Genomic DNA, 19,248 nt, shown 5'->3' with positions numbered 1-19,248 from the left:
AATCCTCTATTTTTAATAAATTCAAGTAATTACTATTGGTATTGTCTATCTTCGTCCCAAACAATTAAACAATCGTTTATATAAAATCGGCTTAATGATTAAGTGTAATAGCAACGTGTAATAGCAACGTGTAATAGCAAGGTTTAATAATTAAGCTAAGTGATTGAGTTAAGTGATTAAGTGAAATGACTAAGTTAAGTGAGCAAGTTAAATAACTCAGTTTAAGACTAAGCCGATTACCTGTCCGGCACCTATGATAACGAATAACTAAAGAGAGCGACTATGTTAACTTACAAAGCACCTTTACGTGATATCAAGTTTTTGATTAATGATGTTTTTGACTTTCAGACCCATTATAAAGATTTGGACAACGGTGAAAATGCAGATACTGAAACCGTTGATATGATCTTACAAGGCATGGCTGATTTTGCCGAAAATGTCCTTGCCCCTATCTATCAATCTGGTGATGAAGAAGGCTGCCATTTTGAAGATGGCGTGGTAACAACGCCTAAAGGCTTCAAAGAAGCGTACGATCAGTTTGTAGAAGGCGGCTGGCAAGGCATCTCCTACCCTGAAGAGTACGGCGGTATGAACCTGCCTATGTCCATCAACCTTATCAAAGGTGAGATGATCGGTACGGCTAACTGGCCGTGGGCGATGTACTCTGGTCTATCGACGGGTTGTATCAACACCTTATTGCAGTATGGTACAGACGAGCAAAAAGCGGCCTACTTGCCTAAATTGGTTGAAGGCACGTGGGCGGGTACGATGTGCTTAACTGAGCCACAGTGCGGTACTGACTTGGGCCAAGTGAAATCAAAAGCGATTCCGCAGGAAGATGGCACTTATAAAATCAGTGGTACCAAGATTTTCATCTCAAGCGGTGAGCACGATCTAACAGATAATATCATTCATATTGTCTTGGCACGTCTACCAAATGCACCAGAAGGCACACGCGGTATCTCGTTATTTATCGTACCAAAATTCACGCCAAATGCAGAAGGTGAATCTGGGGAGCGCAATGCCGTTGTCTGTGGTTCAATCGAACACAAAATGGGCATCAGCTCTTCATCTACCTGTGTATTGAACTTTGATGGTGCGACCGGTTATCTGATTGGCGAGCCGCACAAAGGCCTAAAAGCCATGTTTACCTTTATGAATACTGCTCGTATTGGTACTGGTATCCAAGGTCTGGCGCATACTGAATTGTCTTTCCAAAACGCACTACCGTATGCTAAAGAGCGTCGTTCTATGCGTACTTTGTCAGGTACTAAAGATCCTGAAAAAGTCGCAGATGCGATCATTCATCATGCTGATGTACGCCGTATGCTATTGACCCAAAAAGCCTTTGCCGAAGGTGGACGCTCAATGATTTATCATTCAGCGCGCTATGCGGACAAAATGGCTCAAGGCATCGCCAATGGTAATGATGAAGAGTTCGAAAAGTGGGATGACAAATTGGGCTTCTACACCCCTATTCTAAAAGGCTTCTTAACTGAGCTTGGTATTGAAGCGGCCAAACACGGTCAGCAAGTCTACGGTGGTCACGGCTATATCAAAGAATGGGGCATGGAGCTGATCGCTCGTGACGCCCGTATCGCAACCATGTACGAAGGTACGACTGGCGTACAAGCACTAGATTTACTTGGTCGTAAAGTTATCTTGCAGTCTAAAGGGAAAATCATTCGTGATTATACCTCAAGCATCATGAAATGGTGCGGTGAGTATGCCCTTGATAAAGACATGCGTAAATTTGTTTGGGCATTGACCAAACTGTGCGCTGAGTGGAATACCTTAACCGTACGCTTGATGCTAATGGCTCGTAAAGACCGTGAAATCATCTCAGCAGCATCAGATGACTTCTTAATGTACTCAGGTTATGTAATGATGGGCTATCACTGGGCACGTATGGCCGCCGTCGCTTACGAAAAGCTTGAAAATGGTGGCGCAGAAGCACCAGAATTCTACAAAGCAAAAATCCAAACCGCAGAATTCTACTTTGATAAGTTACTACCACGTACCTCAGGTCACGCGGAAGCCATGGTCGCACCAAGCGAAAGCATGACGTCAATGGAAATCGAAAACTTTGCTTTCCTAGACTAACAATGAATGACTAAGTAATTGAAAACAGTAACTGAAAACATGTATTAGTAATTAATAAAAAAGCGTCTAATTGTTAGGCGCTTTTTTTGTGTTTAACGGATGCTCAATTAAAAATCCCCGTACGCTTACGCCCTTATTCTTTTACGCACTGACCCTTTACGTAGTAACTAAAGACAAGTGCTCGGTATCAGCGCATCATGGTTTTATTATTTTTTAATGATGTTTTTACGACCTTTTTTAATCTGAATACAGTCGATCCACTTTAAAGAAAACGGGGTTCTACTGGGATAAATTTTGCGACGCCTCTGTCACGCTTCGAACAGCCAGCAAGGAAAATTTATACCAGTAGAACGTGATGGCCATAGGTACCACTTTTATGTTGGATGAACTATAGTCAGATCGCCATATCAGGAGTCAATCATGTTATCCATTAACCATCAAACAGTCTCGCTAGCATCAAAAGGCGTACGAGCGCTACTCCTCAGTGCGGCGCTTGTCGTCATTACTGCCAATAGCGCCCTTGCCAAAAATAGCGACCTTCCTATTCGCTTTGCCAAAGGTGCGATCAGTAGCACGACGACTGGCAAACTTAGTCCCAATGAAGATGAGCGCTGGTACCATTTTCAGGCAGAAGGCTCGCAATATGCTGTGATTAATATTTTGCCATTAGCAGGTACTGCTGAGACTGCCAATGCAGGCATTTTGCACATGCCGAACGGCACACAAGATGGCAGCAAAGGCGGTATCGTTTATCAAGGCTGCTTACCTGAAACAGGAGAATATCGTTTTCGCATCGCGCGCAATCTGATGGCAACCCGCGGCAAAATTGCCGGTTATCAAATAGAATCTGTCATATTACCTAAATACGCCAGCGAGTCGTTGTGTAAATAGTCATCGCGTTATAATCAGTTCGAAACGGAAGAAATACACCTTAAATAGTCTGTTGCTGAGATAAGTTTTCCTCACTTGCTGGGCGCTTCGCACTCCAGAGGCTTCGAAAAACTCAACTCAGCCGCACTGTATCGATTAAAGCGAATCAACTGTAGATATTGTAGATTAAGATATTAGACCGTACAAACGCTTTAGCTGCCCAATATTTTCTTATGATAAACCGCACTGATTTCCTCAACTTCCACACATATCTGTAAGTCGGCGCGGCCTGATTGTTTTGGGCTCAGTTCTGTTTCTAGCGTGGTCACCAACAATTCCGCTAGCTGATTACGAGTCGCCAAATCACGCCCAGCCATTATTTTTAGACTTGCATAAATGAAACCGTTGGTTTGTTCATCATCTTCAACGCCCACCAAAAATGTCTCAAGCGGTATGATCCGAGTCTTGATTTCCTCAGGTTTACCAAAATGACCGCTGTCCCATAGGACTTTATTCAACGATTTGAGTAGAGACTCTTCGTGCAAAATAGTCACGTTGGGCGTGGCTTGGAGGGTCAAATGCGGCATGGTTATATCCTTATAAAACAAGAGTAAAAGATGACAGACGATAAAGTAGCGATTATACCGCTGTCTTTATCAATAATGAATGAAAACGTTGTTTACTCATCCGTAATCGCGACAAAACGAGCCGCAAGCGTGCCAGCCAACTGGTCAGGGGGCAATTCAATCTCTAACCCGCGGCGACCACCACTTACGTACATAGTGGACTGATTCTGAGCCGAGTTATCGATGATCGTCGTCAGGCGCTTTTTTTGTCCCAATGGACTGACCCCGCCCAGTACATAGCCAGTACTACGCTCTACTTGTTTGCGATCAGCCATTTGCGTCTTTTTACAGCCGACAGCTTTAGCCATTTTTTTAAAATTTAATGTCTTATCGACAGGTAAAATCGCTACTGCCAGCGCGCCTGTCTCTGTCGCCACCACCAATGTCTTAAATACTTGGCCGACTTCAACCCCAAGCTTTTCAGCGGCTTCTAACCCAAAAGAGGCAGCCTGACTGTCGTGAGTGTATTCGTGTATTTGGTAATCAAGGCCACGTTTTTTGGCAAGATCAATGGCGGGCGTCATAATAGGTTACCTTTTTTAATGGATGTATTACGCTTTGTGTTTTCAGTCATATCTTATTGCCTTATTATCACGCCAAACCGTTTGCTTTTCAAATAATGGTGCCCGTTTGCTGATCGTTTGGACAGCTTGGATAACAGTCGCTTTGAACAGATTAAACAGCATTGCATCGTGAAATAATTGGCCTAAATGAATAATAGTAGTATATACAGACACGATATATCGCTTTGATGGCTTTTATGGCATTATAAGCGCAACCTATTTGACTACTTTTGATACTGATTATGATACCGAAGTTTTTGAAAAAACGGATTTTTACAGCGCCCGTCGCAACCGACAACCCTGCTACAGCGGACGTCAATCCAATCGCCTCGACTCCTTACGCCAATGCGCCGATTAACGAGTTGTATCGTAAGCTGTCGGGTCAATTGCTCGATGTCGCTGTCAAACCCAAACTATTAGGTGAGTTGCCTGAGTTTGATGCAGACGATCAGACCTTAAGGTTTTATGTGTTGCAAGACTATTCGCGCTCTAATAGTATTTTGATTGACTTGCAAACCAAAGAGCACGGTTTACCGCCTGCGTTGGTTGGTGTCAATGATGCCGCTCATAATATAAAAGAAAATGCCGCCATCATCTTTTTGAAGCATCCCCATGCCAAAGAAAATCAGTTGTCGCCGCGTCTGTCACGCTTGGTGTCTGCGGTATTGCAATATCCAGAGCTAAAAGTGCGCTTGGTGCCGGTATCTATCCTATGGGGACGGGCGCCAGAAAAAGAAGATTCACTGTTTAAGCTGTTGACCGCTGATAACTGGGAAGACCCAAGCATCACCAAACAGCTATTCAATATTGGCGTGATGGGCCGAGATACCTTTGTCCAGTTTCATCCGCCGCAAGATTTACGCGCTCTTATCAATGATACTCTCAAAGAGGACACAGAAGAGTCCGATATCGCTGACTCAGTAAGTGCTGATTTGGCAAGTAAGGTGTCAGACAACACGTCGAACCATACAGACAATAGCAGCAAGCGCACCGCCAATGAGATCACAAACTATGCGTTGGTAGCATCGGCTGATGGCAACCGTGAGCTGATCCGTTCACTACAGCAGCAGCTCACCGTTTATTTGGATAAGCAGCGCGCGAGTATGCTCGGCCCCGATTTATCAGACAGACGCAACTTAGTAGACAAGCTGGTTTACTCACCAGCCATCAAGCATGCGATAGAAGCGGAAGCTGAGAAGACTGGCACCAGCACTCGTGATGCCCGCTTATTAGCAAAAGGCTATGCCAATGAGATGGTCAATGACTATTCGCACTCAATCGTGCGCGGATTTTATAAGTTCTTAACTTGGTTATGGACGCAGTTGTATGATGGCGTAGAGGTTCATCACTTCGAGCGCGTACGTGAGCTTGCCGCCGACTACGAGCTGGTTTATGTGCCTTGTCACCGCAGTCATGTTGACTATCTATTATTGTCTTATGTTATCTATAAGCGCGGTCTTAGCATTCCTTATGTCGCCGCAGGTGATAACTTAGATGTGCCAGTGTTGGGGCCTTTACTGCGCGGCGCGGTGGCTTTCTTTATCCGTCGTAGCTTCCGCGGCAACGCGCTGTATACCGCGGTATTACGTGAATACATGCACACGCTTATCACTCGTAACACCCCGATTGAATACTTTATCGAAGGCGGTCGCTCACGTTCAGGGCGCTTATTACCGCCGAAAATGGGTATGCTGGCAATGACGGTACACAGTCAGTTGCGCCAGACCAATAAACCAGTGGTCTTTATTCCAACCTACATCGGTTATGAGCGCATTATGGAAGGCGGTACTTATGTGGGTGAGCTAAAAGGTAAACCCAAAGAGTCTGAATCCTTAATTGGTCTACTCAAGGTTGGACGTAAAATTGAGCGTATCTTTGGTAATGTGCATCTGAGCTTTGGTAAGCCTTTATACCTGAGCGAGTTTATGCAAAAGTTCGATGTACCTGCTAACAGTCTACCCACAGATCGCACTGACACCCCGCTGGATGAAAAAACCAGCGCGATGGTTGATAATATTGGCGTCAAAGTCATGCAGCACATTAATAAAGCAGCGGTGGTCACGCCTGTATCGCTACTATCATTGGTACTGCTATCGGCCCCCAAAGCAGCATTGGATGAAAACAGTTGCCGTGAGCAAATCGCACTTTATCAAGGGCTTGCTCAGCAGTTGGCGTATTCAGATGATACGGTCATCACCGACATGACCCCGCAGCAAATCATTGATTATGGTATCAAGCTCAAACTTATCGAGCGCACGCCGCATATTTTGGGCGATATTATTCAGATTGCAGGTAAGCAAGCGGCACTGCTTAGCTACTTCCGTAACAACATTTTGCACGTCTTTATTTTATTGTCGTTCTTAGCCGCTTTGGTCGCGCGTAATGGTCGCATGGAACGCAGTCGCCTCAATAGTATCACTGAGCAGTTATATCCGTTTTTACAAAGCGAGCTGTTTTTATACTACCCTGCGCATGGCTTAACCGATACCCTCAATAAAAAAGTCGATAGCCTACTCTCGCACGGATTGATTGTAGAGCTGGGCGATGGCAAACTCAGTGTCCCTGAGTCAAATAGCAAGTGCTATCAGCAGCTACAAGTGCTGGCGACCCCAGTTGGACAAAGTCTCGAGCGTTACTTTATGACGCTTGCTCTCCTTGCGCAACAAGGCTCAGGCAACTTGACCGAAAACGAGGTCGTTGATTTGTGTCATCTGCTCGGACAGCGTTTGTCTGTGCTCTATGCCGATGACATTCCTGATTTCTTTGATCGGGCTTTATTTACCAGCTTCCTCAGTGCGTTGATTCGACTTGATTATTTACAAAAGGATGAAGAAACTGGCGTCTTGACCTTTGATCATCGCATCAATGACATTGCGCATCATGCCAAGTATGTTCTCACGCCTGATATGATGCAGATATTGCATCAAGTGGCCAGCTTGGATGAAAGCGAGATCACTCACGCGATTACTGAAATCAGCAATAAAAAACAGCGTAAATTTGGGCGTAAGCGTTAGAGAGTGGCTTAGGGTCTGTTGAACATTATCGGATTAGACTTCTTGCAAAAGTCATAGACTAGGCTAGAAAATAACTAGACCTACGAATAGCTTGATGCTGATGTTAAAAGACTAAAAAGAGAAATATAGCAAAAGAGTAGAAAAAATTGGATTGCTTTAAATAAAAAGGATTTTTATGTTTTTTAGAGAGATAAATGATGATTTGTTCTTAGCTTTGGTACAGCCTAGCTTTGCTAAAGACTATTTACGAATAATTAAACCAAACCAAACGGATTTTTCAAGATTTCTACCGTGGGCGGCATCAGAACTTAACGAGGATTTTTTCTTGAAGTACGTCAATAAGTCGTTGCATAGTTATGCTGATGGCGTAGCACTACCCTGTTCTATTATCTACCACGATAAACTAGTCGGCAATATTGATTTTCATCAAATAGACTATTCTGTTAAGAAAGCAAATATTGGCTATTGGCTTGACCCTAAATATAGAGGTCGTGGTATCGTAGCTAACAGCGTGCAAGCATTTGTTAATATTGGTTTTAACGAGATGGATTTGACTAAGATTGAAATTTGGACGTCTATTGAAAATAAAGATAGCTGTGCTGTAGCTGAGAGAGCTGGCTTCACGCAAGAGAGTATTAGAACAAAAAATGCTAGCGAGCTATGTGATAAGGTAGGCTATGGATTATCTAAATAATAACGTAAGTATAATCAATCCTAAATAAAATGAGGTCAAATATTATCACGCGGGACTGGGATAAGTTTTCGTTGCTTGCTGTGCCTGCGCAGACAGAGGCTGCGAAAAATTTATATCAACCCTGCTGTATCTTTTTTATATTGACCTGCCTATATTTGCTAAAGCTGATAACTTGGTTTTTTCTGGGGTGGATAAGCATTAAGCTGGATCTTTTTTATAATCATCCCTATCAACTTAAAAAACATGATCAATATAGACATATAACCAACTGCAAATATTACACCTGTAGTCGGAGCTAAGGCTCTGCCTGTATCTGCTACAACTTTGTTAAAAGATACAGCTTGAGCTTCCGAGTATTCTTCACTAGTGAAGACATCATTACCGTCTAAGTCAAAGACATCAAGCTCAGCCTGTAAATACATATTAGTGAAATAAACGCTGAGCTGAATCAGTATCCAAATCATCAAAATACCCAGTAGATACAGTGCTAAAGCTGGAATATGGAGCTTTTGTCGCTGACGATAGTATGGTTTACGGTTCTTCCAGACTATTAGTATGGGCAAAATAAACATTAAAATTTGGCAACCATAAGCCAATACTTTCATTGTCATTATAATCATAACAAGCAATCCAAAAATTAATCAATAAAAAAAGGCATAACCTAGGTTATACCTTTCATTTGAACTTTCGGTAGGATATCAGTGGATTATCAATGAATCAAAATTAAACCCTAGCTGGTGATTTTTTTATACTTCATACGCTTAGGACTGGCATCATCACCCATGGTTTTCTTGCGATAGGCTTCAAACTCAGTGTAGTTACCATCAAACCATACTGGGCCTTCATCTTCGAACGCCAAGATATGCGTGGCAATACGGTCAAGGAACCAGCGATCATGCGAGACCACCATGACGGTACCTGGGAACACTTGAACGGCATCTTCTAGTGCACGTAAGGTTTCGATGTCCAAATCGTTTGATGGCTCATCGAGTAGCAATACGTTCGCACCTTGCTTTAGCGTCTTCGCCAGTTGCAAGCGGTTACGCTCACCACCTGATAATTGACCAACATGCTTTTGCTGATCTGAACCTTTAAAGTTAAAGCGACCAATGTAAGCACGACTTGGCGTTGTATAATCACCAACAGTAATGATATCAAGGCCGTCAGAGACTTCTTCCCAAACCGTTTTTTTGTCGTCTAAATTGTCACGTACCTGACCAACATAGGCAACTTTCACACTTTCACCCAAATCGACTGAGCCAGTATCGGGCGTGTCGCGTTCGGTAATCATGTTAAATAGCGTGGTTTTACCAGCACCATTTGGACCGATAATACCCACGATAGCACCCGCTGGCACGTTAAAACTTAGGTCTTTATAAAGCAGACGATCGCCGAATGATTTGGAGATATCGTTCACTTCAATGACTTTGTTACCTAAACGTGGACCAGGTGGAATATAAATCTCAGAAGTCTCATTACGTTTTTGGAACTCGGTTGAGTTCAACTCTTCAAAACGCTGGACACGAGATTTGGACTTTGCTTGTTGGCCTTTTTGGTTTTTACGGATCCACTCAAGCTCTTTTTTCAAGGCTTTGGCGAATGACTCTTCTTGCTTGTTTTGCTGCTCAAGACGCGTGTTCTTTTGCTCTAGCCATTCAGTATAGTTGCCTTCATACGGATAGCCATGGCCACGGTCAAGCTCCAAAATCCACTGAGCAACGTTGTCTAAGAAATAGCGATCATGGGTAATGGCCACAATGGTACCGCTGTAGTTCTGCAAGAACTGCTCAAGCCACGCGACAGATTCAGCGTCCAAATGGTTGGTCGGTTCGTCAAGTAGTAGCATATCAGGGCGCGACAATAACAAACGGCACAATGCCACACGGCGTTTTTCACCACCAGACAGCTTGCTGACATCGGCATCCCATGGTGGCAGACGTAAGGCATCAGCGGCTTTTTCTAGCTGATTGTTTAAGTTATGCGCGTCCCACGACTGAATGATGTCTTCCATCTTGCCTTGTTCTTCAGCAAGTTTGTCAAAATCAGCATCCGGCTCTGCGTATTCAGCATAGATAGCGTCTAGACGTGCGAGTGCATCTAATGCTTCGCGCATACCGTCTTCAACGTTACCACGGACATCTTTACTGTCATCAAGCTGCGGTTCCTGCGGCAAATAGCCCACTTTCGTACCAGCTTGAGCGCGTGCTTCCCCACTAAACTCAGTGTCAACGCCTGCCATTATACGTAGCAAGGTCGATTTACCAGAACCGTTGATACCCAAAACACCAATTTTGGCACCAGGGAAAAACGATAGGTTGATATTTTTGAGGATTTCACGCTTAGGGGGAACAAGTTTTGACACGTTGTTCATCGTGTAGATATATTGAGCCATTAACACTCCGATAGACTGCATAGAAGAGGCAAGCGAATCATACTTAGCCATAGTGCTAAGGGTGCTCCACCTCAAAATCAGGGTTACAAATTATAGGTCATTATCGCATTGTGGCGCATACCCTGCAAGCTGAGAGGTTGTTTTAGCACGTGTTTTGCGCCTTTTGTCGCAAAGCGCTGTCATTTCTATCGAGACGTTGCTATAAAAATAGAGATAAGCTAGCTCAAGTGCACGATGTGAGCCACTAGGATGTTGTAAGCGGCTTTCTCTACTGCACAAAAAAAATCATTAAACCTTTCGATAGTTTATCCAATAATCGTTAAGATATTAGAATCTCTTAATAAATCCCAACCATAATAAAGCTAGCTTAAAAAATTTTGCTTACTTTAACCCCATTCCATAAGACGCCCAAAAGCGTTTATACCACTGAAAATCTCATTCACCAACTTCGAAAATATCACTCACTAGCCCTAAAAAGGTAATGATTCTATGTCTACTGGCTATCGCCCTGAATGGGTACAAGGTGCGTTTGTTGATCTCATTGGGTCGCGTCTGAACCCCTTTTGGTCATTGACTGTACCTAAAATACGTCTGTTAGCACGGCATCGACTGAGCGATGACTTAATTGCGCTACAATTTGAGACCAATCGCGCTTTTAGACAACAAGCGCTCGATATACAGGGTGGGCAATATCTTAATTTAAGCGTTGTCATTGACGGGATTTTTTATCAGCGTCGTTACTCGTTAGTGGGTTTGCCACAGCAATCGCTCTGGTGGCAGGATGACAGCGCCAATATGAAAGCCAGCAAACATAAATTGCGTCATACTGTGACGATTGCTATTAAACCGCAAGGCAAGGTGTCAAATTATTTAATCAAACGTATGCCGCTTGGCAGCACCATTCATAGCAGTGTGCCAACAGGCTCTTTTACCTTGGCACAAGCAGCATTGGCACAAGCAGAATTGGTAAAAAAACCAGAGCACAATCCGTCAGCACCAGTACTGTTTATCGCTGGTGGCAGCGGCATCACGCCAATGCTGGGTCTTATCACAGAAGCACTGCAATATGGCTATCAAGTCACGCTATTGCACTATAACCGCACCCTCCTACTTGAAAGCCAATGGCAACAATTGGCGAGCGACTACCCAGACTTTACTTATCATTTGATTGATACTGCAGATTCCAGTACCTACTTAGCAGGCACGCGGCATTTAAGTAGCGATAGTTTATTGACACTCAACCTTCCGCTGGCAGAAACGATCATATTCGCTTGTGGTTCACATGCCTTGTTGACAGGTCTATATGCGGCGGCGGATCAGATAACCTTGCCAGATGGCAAATCGCTGCGTGACAACATCATCGTAGAAAGCTTTGGCAGCGCCTTTGTCGATTCAACCAATGAACAAAGCCATGATAAAGAGATGACACAGACCGTCTATTTACGAGCGCGGCAACGCCAGTTTAGTAGTGACACAACCCTATTGACTGGGGCAGAAAAAGCGGGCCTCCGCCTAACTTACGGCTGTCGTCAAGGTATCTGTCAGTTGTGCCGCTGCCAAAAAGTCAGTGGCGTGGTCAAAAACGTCCAAACAGGCAAACTTAGCAGCGATGGCAATGAGTTTATCCAGACTTGCATCAATGTGGCGATGACGGATGTGGTATTAGATGTGTAGCAGCACAATCAAAGGCTTGCGATTTATCACTATCTATCGATAAAAACCAGCCTGATTTTTTATTGACCTGCTTTTATGTTGTCTACCGTTTTTTAGGCGACTCACCAAATTGAACCAAACCCAGTACCAACGCGTTGGCTGGTTTTGGTTAAGGATTATTTATGCGTTTATTCCCAAGCACCAAGGCTCAATCAGCTCTAACCTATTCTGCGCCATCAAATGCGACGCAATTGGGCGAGCACGCAAACGTGCACTCTCCAACTGGACGCTATCCAATATTGACCGGAACGCCCTTAACAAAGGCCCAGACCGAAGCGCTCGGCCGAGAGCTTGATGACATTTACCAGCGTGTCATGGCGTCGCTAGGCGGTGATGAAGCACGCTATATACAGCGGATTTATGCCACAGTGGCTTATAGTGAGGTGGCGGGACGCGGATTACTTGCCTTAGCGGGACGACTGTCATCCAAACGCTTCCAAGGAAGTACTTGGTTACTGGGGACAGCTCTACTGAGCTTTAGCAAAATATTGAACAATATGGAGCTTGGCCACAACGTGATGCACGGTCAATATGACTGGATGCAGCATCCGCACCTCAACAGCCAAAAGTACGATTGGGACAATGTTTGTCCGGCGCCGCTTTGGCAACATTCACACAACTACTTGCATCATACCTTTACCAATATCCTTGGTCTGGATCATGACGTAGGTTATCACCTCATTCGCATTACCGAAGAGCAAACTTGGACGCCAAGTGATCGTTACAATCTGCTAAAAACTGCCGTACTGGCACTGGGTTTTGAATGGGCAGTCGCTTTTCATGATATTCAGATCAGTGTTCAAGAATATGCTGACTCCCCTGAACTACATCAAACGATGCAACAAAAAACGCGTGCACTGCTTGCCAAGATCGCCCGCCAATTGGTAAAAGACTACGCTGTTTTGCCAGCCGCAGCGGGCGTCACGCTCGGACGTCGTAGCGCCCTAACCACTCTGACTGGTAATGCTACTGCGAATGTTGCTCGCAATCTGTGGACTTGGGCGGTGATTTTTTGCGGACACTTCACTGAACAGGCGCACATTTATACGCATCTTGATGTCAATGAGAGTAAAGGCGATTGGTACGTACGCCAAATCCTTGGTTCTAGCAATATCGAGGGCAGCAAATGGTTCCACATTTTGACAGGTAACTTGTCGCATCAGATTGAACACCATATCTTTCCTGATATGCCCGCCAGTCGCTACGCTGATATTGCCCCGCAAGTACGGGCCATCTGTCGCAAGTATCATTTGGAATACAATACAGGTCGCTTCAGTACACAGTTCTCGCAAGTACTAAAACGCATTCATCATTTTAGTAAACCCACGACTGAAGAGCGGCGCGCTTATAAGCAATCGTTATCTGAAGCCAGCAAGGCTGCTGCCGATCGCACCGATTCCAACAAAGAGCCATCAAGCGGTTGGAGTCGCTTCCTTCCACCCATCCTTCGTCACACCTTATCGTATGCCAAGTAATGAGGTAAAAGATGAGATATAGTCAATCTACGTCAAAAGAGCACGGCTCCATTAAGATAATTTTTTCGGAGTCTTTGTCACGCTTGCGGACAGCCAATAAACGAATTGTTGCCAGTAGAACATTATGACTGTATTTAGCATTAAAATCTTAACAGTCACACTATCTACTTTTACGGTAAATCCATATATTGTTGAATCTTATTGAGCCATACTAGAAGCTAATATCTACTTATTTTCTGCTACGGTCTTTATTTTATAACAGTCTGAGAGTAAGAAGACTCTAAATAAAATCAATAATATTCCACTGAGGAGTGACACTATGAGCGACCAAACTTCTAAACAAGATTTAGAGATCACCCACAATCAAGCAGCAAACCGTTTTGAGACTTCTATTGACAATCAAACGGGTTATATCAGCTATCAAGAACGCGATGGCAAACTGGTTTACGATCATACTATCGTACCCCAAGCGTTAGGTGGGCGCGGTGTGGGATCAGCATTGGTTAAGCACGCGCTCGACTATGCCCGTGAACAGGACAAAAAGGTCGTATCGCAATGCTCGTTTGTCTCGTCATATATCAGTAAACACCCTGAGTACAAAGACTTGCTATAGTTTGAACCTGGTATAGTTTGATAGCAGTTATATCGCTCGTTATCGCCGTCACTCAGGCTGTTTTTTATAGTGACCTGACTATAGATGATTAGACAGAAAACAATAAGCACTCAAAACAACTGTCCCTTATTGCGTCATTATTGACATCTCACCTAATTTAATAAACCACTGCAACATAACAATAAAGGTTATTAATATGAGTAGTTTATCCGACAAACAAATTAATTTGCAGCTAGAAGATTTAGCTGGCTGGGAGCGTGATGGTAATAGTATCGTCAAAAGCTATCACTTTAATGACTTCATTGAAGCCATGAGTTTTATGAATCAAGCGGCTTTTCATGCAGAAGCGCTTGAGCATCATCCTGAATGGCACAACATTTATAATGTGGTGAAAGTACGTTTGACCACGCATGATACAGGTAGCATCTCAAGTTTGGATATTCGTCTGGCAAAACGAATGGAGCATATCATCCAGCCAAAACGCTTTTAGCTAAGTTCTTTAGCTAAGCCCTATAGTCGATTCTAAATAAGACAGATACGTTATTTTATGACGCGGAATTAATATAAATTTTTTTAGCTTGCTGTGTCTACGCAGGCAAAGGCTACAAAAAATCATACACGTGCCGTTGTATCGTTTTTATACTGAACTCACTATCATATAGTTATGTTTTTTAATATTTACTTATTTTACTTATACAAAAACAAAAAAAAGTCCTCAATTGAGGACTTTTTTTATACTTAAAATCTATGACGTTACATCTTGCGGCTTACAAATGCGACGATAAATAAGATTACCGCAACTGCTAGGAAGATATATGCCAAGTTAGCAGATAGGCCAGCGACGCCGCCAAAACCCAGTAAACTTGCCAACAATGCGATTACAGCAAAAATAATAGCCCAGCGAAACATAACATTCTCCTTAAATAATTGTTTAAAAACTAAATCAATAGGTAAATACCGTCAGATGAAACTAAGTAACTCTAAATTAAGTAACTTTAATTAGATAATTTCACCAGCATTTCCTCTTATCTCTCTAACTTTCCTTTAACTTACTTCTTGTTTTTTTAATACTTGCTATAACTGCTTACGGTTGTAGATTAGCAATGTTTGTCTTTAAAAAACGTTCAGTTTGGTAATGATAGCGATAAGTTATGTAATCTTTGTAGCAAATCTTATTATTATCGAGTTTTTGCCTGCTTTATAGTAGTTCTGTGTAGAGATAGTGAGTCACTAATGAATAGAGATTATTTTCACTCTATACTCTATTATAAATATTAAGAGAAAATGACGAACGCGCTTTATTGGTTACTTATTACAGAATAATGCTATTTAATAATGGCTATTCAAAGAAGATACGTCAAAAATCTGAATAGTAAATAGTAAATAGTAAATAGTAATAGACACAAACGCTAATAGTCAGCCTAAGCGAGTAACCCTATGGCTTAAAAAGATAACTTGGCTAAGTGTTTACTCATTGAGATGTTTACTAACTCAGTCATTTATCGATCTTTTATTTACCAAAATCTACAAGGATAAAGAATATGAATACAACGGATAATTCAAACAACAAACCAAACACCGATAACGAGAAGCGCCCCTATGCGGTTGTATTGTATGGTGCAACCAGCTTTGTTGGCAAAATTACCGCGCACTATTTGACAAAGTTTTTGTCAAATGCAAAAGATAAGCACGGAAACAACGTCACTTGGGCGATAGCAGGTCGTGATGAAGACAAGCTTAATAAGTTACAGTCTGATCTTGAGAGTCAAGTAGACATCATTATTGCCAATAGCAAAGATGCAGCAAGCTTAGATAAGATGACCAAACAAACCCAAGTTATCATCTCAACAGTGGGTCCTTATCTTAAATTTGGTGAGCCTTTGATTAAATCTTGCACCGAAAACGGCACAGACTATGTCGATCTAACAGGTGAAGCCATCTTTATCAAAGACATGATGGATAAGTACCAAGATACCGCCAAGCAAAGCGGCGCTCGTATCGTCAACTCATGTGGTTTTGACTCTATTCCATCGGATTTAGGTACTTATTTCACCCAAACCAAAGCCGAAGAAAAATTTGGTGAGGCTTGCGAAGTGGTACACATGCGCGTGAAAGCGGCAAAAGGTGGTCTCTCGGGTGGTACGATCGCTTCAATGGCGACTATTTTTGAAGAAGTCGGACAAGACAAATCACGCCGTAAGCAAGTGGCAAACCCTTATTTGCTCAATGATGATAAAAACGCACCGAACGTCCGCCAGACCAACATTAGCAAACCAGAATATGACAGCGAGCATAACCGCTGGTTGGCACCTTTTGTCATGGCCAGTATCAATACCCGCGTTGTTCATCGTACCAACCAACTGCTAGATTATGACTATGGTCGTGAGTTTAAATACGATGAAGCCATGTGGATGAAAGATGGGATGAAGGGTAAAGCGTCGAGCTATGCGATGAGTGCGGGCTTGTTTGGGTTTGCGACCGCTATGATGATCAAACCAAGCCGTGAGTTTTTGTCTAAACATGTGCTACCCAAATCAGGTTCGGGTCCTTCTAAAGACGAGCAAGAAAATGGTTATTTTGACATTCGCTTCTTTGGTCAAACCGCCAAAAAAGAAGCGCTGACCACCAAAGTAACAGGTGATAAAGATCCTGGTTATGGCAGTACCTCACAAATGCTGTCACAAGCTGCCCTATGTTTGGCGCAAGACGTCAGCAAAGAAGAAATCGGTGGTGGTTTTTGGACACCCGCTTCTGCGATGGGCGATAAGCTTATCACGCGTTTAGAAGCGCATGCTGGTCTTCATTTTGAGGTGGTAGAGAGCTAAGATAGTTAAAATAATCTTCTAATGTGTCGTTAAATTTCTACTGAGTTTTTAATAACCGCGTCTCAAATCTGAGGCGTGGTTTTTTATTGTTTAAAATTCTAGCTTACTGACAGCCAATGTTATTAAATAATAATAACGTCCTTTTTTGGTAAACAATCTTACCGATTTCTCCTTATTTAATACATTGTGATACATATTCCTAGCGTAATGTCACAGCCATATTGCAGCGAGTATCGTAGGATTGAATAAGTTCTGGCATCAAGCTTAACAAATGATATTTAGCTCTTTGTATTTTATCGATGACTCGATTTTTAAAATATATTGTATAAGACTGATTAATTTGCTTTTAAGAAATAGATGCTAAGAAGAGGTATGTAGTAATAAATATGCACTAACAAGTTAGATCTATTATAAAAATACTTTAAGAACCAACTGCGCTGTTTAATCTGCGCCGTTTTTACTTTTAAAACTATGTTATTCAACAATCCATGTACTATTAAGAGGAAACTATTATGAAATTAAATGTATTAACAGTCGCTATAATGACCACAGGTCTTGCTATGTATGCAAGCTCTGCTAATGCTGCCATGACAACTGACGGGCACGGCAACGTCGGCTATGACAGCTATGATGAGTGCGTGACCGCCGTCAAGAACGGCTCAGCCAAATTTTATACGCCTTACACTTACCAAAACCCAAAACGTCAAGCTGGCGAAGCTTCAGTCGAAAAGATGCGCTTATCAGAAGTGATGATTCCTCAAAACGTAGTGGACAGCAATAGTTTACGTACCAGTGATTACTCTGCTGGTGCTTGTGACTTGGGTGTTGGTCAATCAAATGGGCGTTACGGTGTTTCAGGTGCCTTAGTCGGTAAATACGTACCTATTGCCCCTGATATGCCAGTCAACGTTTATATGGATGCTGCTGGTAATCCTGTGCGCCTGACCATGCAACAGTGCGACAACCACTTCGGTAGCCGCTTCCCAACCCCTGTTATCAGTGAAGCCAAAGCACCAGAAGCGCAAGTTGCCATCAGCGAAGCACGTACCATGGAGCCTGTGATTGTGGAAACCAAGCGTGTCATTCGTCCTTCTAAGTACAGTGTTAAAGAGGTTATCGTCGCCCCATCAGATCAAGTGAAACGTGTGAATACCAATCAAGGCACAGCTGTTGCCGTAGAAGGGATGAACCGTACCGTAGTGGTTGGTGAGCAAGTCGATAACGATGTACTTGATAATACCGAAATCAACCAAACCTTCCCTATCACTCGTGTACCAGACAATAATACTCAGCAACGTGTCGTCGATCCCAATACTGGTGAATACGTTATTGTTGAATAAACTTTTTTTAAATAAGATATTGATGCTTGGTAGGTGATTGTTATTCGTTAAAGTCTCAAAATTGATCTTAAAAAAGTAATATAACTAAGTTTTTTGACATGACGATAACCATACAGTGATTGCACAAAATCACCTACCCACATTAATCTGTTAGATTATTAATCTATGAACTACTGAATCATTCATCACTTAGTTGCTATTCTCCTATCTAGAGTTTTTAATCGATTTAATTTAGCTTTTAAAACTCTTTTTCCAAACCGATCATGATAATCGTTTAATGGTTATCATGATTTTATTTTTTCTATTGCATCAATATTAGAAATAGTAAATATATATATTTAAGATACTGAATAATTTTATTTATATAAAAGAGAAGAATACCAACTAAGCGTCACGTTTAGAAATACATTGAACTGACATGATAAGATCATAAATTAAGGAATCCATTAATGAAAAAACGTATGTTACCTTTGTCACTAGTTATTGGCGCTACGCTTGCTATTCCAAGTTTGGCCATGGCTGCACCTGCTGATACTGCTCCAATGGATATGCAAACTGCACCCAATGAAGCCGCCACTACCATGAATAATAATGAGACAAGCGCAGACCAATCCAATCCGTTTGTAGTTAATGAAACCCAAACCATCTCAAGAGCCAGCATGAATAGCGTCAACAATAATGCGGCTGCTACCCAACGCGCAATGCCTACTGAATTACAGGCTCAACAACCAGAACAAAACATGCAAAACCCACAAGATGTAGAAGCGGCAAGAGACCTACAAGCACAAGCTGCGATGATGCAAGAAGGTTCCATGTCACAAGAAGAAGTAATGCCAGAAGATTCTATGTTGCAAGAAGATCCTATGCTAGAAGAAGACATGGCTGACTAACGTGTATTACGCAATTTAAGAGATGTTCTAGAATATATAAATACAAAAAAAGGCAGCCATTAGGCTGCCTTTTTTTGTATTTATGACCACTGATATTATACTTATAACCATTGATATATAGGCGATTTAC

The 19,248-nt window shown here is 42.5% G+C and carries 16 protein-coding genes; 11 read left to right on the top strand and 5 right to left on the bottom strand.

What is annotated here, in order from left to right; all coding sequences use genetic code 11:
• Nucleotides 1–282 precede the first annotated feature (282 nt).
• Both AAJP47_RS05045 and AAJP47_RS05040 read left to right on the top strand, forming a co-directional pair.
• Nucleotides 283–2,103, top strand: a complete 1,821-nt coding sequence (locus AAJP47_RS05045) for an acyl-CoA dehydrogenase C-terminal domain-containing protein (RefSeq protein WP_346716814.1) — start codon at nucleotides 283–285, stop codon at nucleotides 2,101–2,103.
• Between the two features lie 420 nt (nucleotides 2,104–2,523).
• Nucleotides 2,524–2,994, top strand: a complete 471-nt coding sequence (locus AAJP47_RS05040) for a hypothetical protein (protein ID WP_346716813.1) — start codon at nucleotides 2,524–2,526, stop codon at nucleotides 2,992–2,994.
• Nucleotides 2,995–3,185: 191 nt separating this feature from the next.
• Here the strand turns inward: AAJP47_RS05040 and AAJP47_RS05035 are convergent, their stop codons facing one another.
• Both AAJP47_RS05035 and ybaK read right to left on the bottom strand, forming a co-directional pair.
• Nucleotides 3,186–3,560: a 5-carboxymethyl-2-hydroxymuconate Delta-isomerase gene (locus tag AAJP47_RS05035; RefSeq protein ID WP_346716812.1), complete on the bottom strand. Its 375-nt coding sequence runs from the start codon at nucleotides 3,558–3,560 to the stop codon at nucleotides 3,186–3,188.
• Nucleotides 3,561–3,652: 92 nt separating this feature from the next.
• Nucleotides 3,653–4,123, bottom strand: a complete 471-nt coding sequence (ybaK, locus tag AAJP47_RS05030; RefSeq protein WP_346716811.1) for a Cys-tRNA(Pro) deacylase — start codon at nucleotides 4,121–4,123, stop codon at nucleotides 3,653–3,655.
• A gap of 281 nt (nucleotides 4,124–4,404) precedes the next feature.
• On the opposite strand from ybaK, the gene plsB reads away from it, so the two are divergent.
• Together plsB and AAJP47_RS05020 are read left to right on the top strand one after the other, a co-directional pair.
• Nucleotides 4,405–7,176 (top strand): glycerol-3-phosphate 1-O-acyltransferase PlsB, encoded by a 2,772-nt coding sequence (gene plsB / locus AAJP47_RS05025; RefSeq protein WP_346716810.1) that lies wholly within the window; start codon nucleotides 4,405–4,407, stop codon nucleotides 7,174–7,176.
• Between the two features lie 175 nt (nucleotides 7,177–7,351).
• Nucleotides 7,352–7,870 carry a GNAT family N-acetyltransferase gene (locus AAJP47_RS05020; protein WP_346716809.1) on the top strand — a complete coding sequence of 173 codons (519 nt, stop codon included), beginning with the start codon at nucleotides 7,352–7,354 and terminating at the stop codon, nucleotides 7,868–7,870.
• Between the two features lie 158 nt (nucleotides 7,871–8,028).
• Here AAJP47_RS05020 and AAJP47_RS05015 read toward each other — a convergent pair whose 3' ends face one another.
• Both AAJP47_RS05015 and ettA read right to left on the bottom strand, forming a co-directional pair.
• Entirely contained in the window at nucleotides 8,029–8,481 is a 453-nt protein-coding gene (locus AAJP47_RS05015) for a hypothetical protein (RefSeq protein ID WP_346716808.1), read from the bottom strand.
• Nucleotides 8,482–8,600: 119 nt separating this feature from the next.
• A complete protein-coding gene (gene ettA / locus AAJP47_RS05010; RefSeq protein ID WP_346717103.1) occupies nucleotides 8,601–10,262 on the bottom strand; it encodes an energy-dependent translational throttle protein EttA in 1,662 nt (553 codons plus the stop codon).
• A gap of 489 nt (nucleotides 10,263–10,751) precedes the next feature.
• Here ettA and AAJP47_RS05005 point away from each other — a divergent pair, with 489 nt between their 5' ends.
• From AAJP47_RS05005 to AAJP47_RS04990, 4 genes are all read left to right on the top strand, one after another.
• A complete protein-coding gene (locus AAJP47_RS05005; RefSeq protein ID WP_346716807.1) occupies nucleotides 10,752–11,936 on the top strand; it encodes a flavin reductase family protein in 1,185 nt (394 codons plus the stop codon).
• Between the two features lie 161 nt (nucleotides 11,937–12,097).
• Nucleotides 12,098–13,450, top strand: a complete 1,353-nt coding sequence (locus AAJP47_RS05000) for a fatty acid desaturase family protein (protein WP_346716806.1) — start codon at nucleotides 12,098–12,100, stop codon at nucleotides 13,448–13,450.
• 319 nt (nucleotides 13,451–13,769) lie between these two features.
• Complete coding sequence (locus AAJP47_RS04995) at nucleotides 13,770–14,063, top strand: GNAT family N-acetyltransferase (RefSeq protein WP_346716805.1); 294 nt, start codon at nucleotides 13,770–13,772, stop codon at nucleotides 14,061–14,063.
• 196 nt (nucleotides 14,064–14,259) lie between these two features.
• A complete protein-coding gene (locus tag AAJP47_RS04990) occupies nucleotides 14,260–14,553 on the top strand; it encodes a 4a-hydroxytetrahydrobiopterin dehydratase (RefSeq protein ID WP_346716804.1) in 294 nt (97 codons plus the stop codon).
• A 263-nt stretch (nucleotides 14,554–14,816) separates the two neighbouring features.
• Here AAJP47_RS04990 and AAJP47_RS04985 read toward each other — a convergent pair whose 3' ends face one another.
• Nucleotides 14,817–14,972, bottom strand: coding sequence for a DUF1328 domain-containing protein (locus AAJP47_RS04985; protein WP_021814049.1), 156 nt, complete (start codon nucleotides 14,970–14,972; stop codon nucleotides 14,817–14,819).
• 632 nt (nucleotides 14,973–15,604) lie between these two features.
• On the opposite strand from AAJP47_RS04985, the gene AAJP47_RS04980 reads away from it, so the two are divergent.
• From AAJP47_RS04980 to AAJP47_RS04970, 3 genes are all read left to right on the top strand, one after another.
• Nucleotides 15,605–16,888, top strand: coding sequence for a saccharopine dehydrogenase family protein (locus AAJP47_RS04980; RefSeq protein WP_346716803.1), 1,284 nt, complete (start codon nucleotides 15,605–15,607; stop codon nucleotides 16,886–16,888).
• A gap of 512 nt (nucleotides 16,889–17,400) precedes the next feature.
• On the top strand, nucleotides 17,401–18,228 hold the full coding sequence (locus AAJP47_RS04975; RefSeq protein ID WP_346716802.1) for a hypothetical protein: 828 nt from the start codon (nucleotides 17,401–17,403) through the stop codon (nucleotides 18,226–18,228).
• Nucleotides 18,229–18,677: 449 nt separating this feature from the next.
• Nucleotides 18,678–19,118, top strand: a complete 441-nt coding sequence (locus AAJP47_RS04970; protein ID WP_346716801.1) for a hypothetical protein — start codon at nucleotides 18,678–18,680, stop codon at nucleotides 19,116–19,118.
• Nucleotides 19,119–19,248: the final 130 nt, after the last annotated feature.

It is taken from the genome of Psychrobacter halotolerans (assembly GCF_039680845.1).
Lineage (GTDB): Bacteria > Pseudomonadota > Gammaproteobacteria > Pseudomonadales > Moraxellaceae > Psychrobacter.
This window is presented reverse-complemented; position numbering and strand designations above follow the sequence as displayed.

Excerpts from the sequence above, each read along its gene's own strand:
- AAJP47_RS05015 (WP_346716808.1), bottom strand. The coding sequence starts at position 8,481 with ATGACAATGAAAGTATTGGCTTATGGTTGCCAAATTTTAATGTTTATT.
- AAJP47_RS04995 (WP_346716805.1), top strand. The coding sequence starts at position 13,770 with ATGAGCGACCAAACTTCTAAACAAGATTTAGAGATCACCCACAATCAA.
- AAJP47_RS05000 (WP_346716806.1), top strand. The coding sequence starts at position 12,098 with ATGCGTTTATTCCCAAGCACCAAGGCTCAATCAGCTCTAACCTATTCT.
- ettA (WP_346717103.1), bottom strand. The coding sequence starts at position 10,262 with ATGGCTCAATATATCTACACGATGAACAACGTGTCAAAACTTGTTCCC.
- AAJP47_RS05045 (WP_346716814.1), top strand. The coding sequence starts at position 283 with ATGTTAACTTACAAAGCACCTTTACGTGATATCAAGTTTTTGATTAAT.
- AAJP47_RS04985 (WP_021814049.1), bottom strand. The coding sequence starts at position 14,972 with ATGTTTCGCTGGGCTATTATTTTTGCTGTAATCGCATTGTTGGCAAGT.
- AAJP47_RS04980 (WP_346716803.1), top strand. The coding sequence starts at position 15,605 with ATGAATACAACGGATAATTCAAACAACAAACCAAACACCGATAACGAG.
- AAJP47_RS05020 (WP_346716809.1), top strand. The coding sequence starts at position 7,352 with ATGTTTTTTAGAGAGATAAATGATGATTTGTTCTTAGCTTTGGTACAG.
- AAJP47_RS04990 (WP_346716804.1), top strand. The coding sequence starts at position 14,260 with ATGAGTAGTTTATCCGACAAACAAATTAATTTGCAGCTAGAAGATTTA.
- AAJP47_RS04970 (WP_346716801.1), top strand. The coding sequence starts at position 18,678 with ATGAAAAAACGTATGTTACCTTTGTCACTAGTTATTGGCGCTACGCTT.
- AAJP47_RS05005 (WP_346716807.1), top strand. The coding sequence starts at position 10,752 with ATGTCTACTGGCTATCGCCCTGAATGGGTACAAGGTGCGTTTGTTGAT.
- ybaK (WP_346716811.1), bottom strand. The coding sequence starts at position 4,123 with ATGACGCCCGCCATTGATCTTGCCAAAAAACGTGGCCTTGATTACCAA.
- plsB (WP_346716810.1), top strand. The coding sequence starts at position 4,405 with ATGATACCGAAGTTTTTGAAAAAACGGATTTTTACAGCGCCCGTCGCA.
- AAJP47_RS05035 (WP_346716812.1), bottom strand. The coding sequence starts at position 3,560 with ATGCCGCATTTGACCCTCCAAGCCACGCCCAACGTGACTATTTTGCAC.
- AAJP47_RS05040 (WP_346716813.1), top strand. The coding sequence starts at position 2,524 with ATGTTATCCATTAACCATCAAACAGTCTCGCTAGCATCAAAAGGCGTA.
- AAJP47_RS04975 (WP_346716802.1), top strand. The coding sequence starts at position 17,401 with ATGAAATTAAATGTATTAACAGTCGCTATAATGACCACAGGTCTTGCT.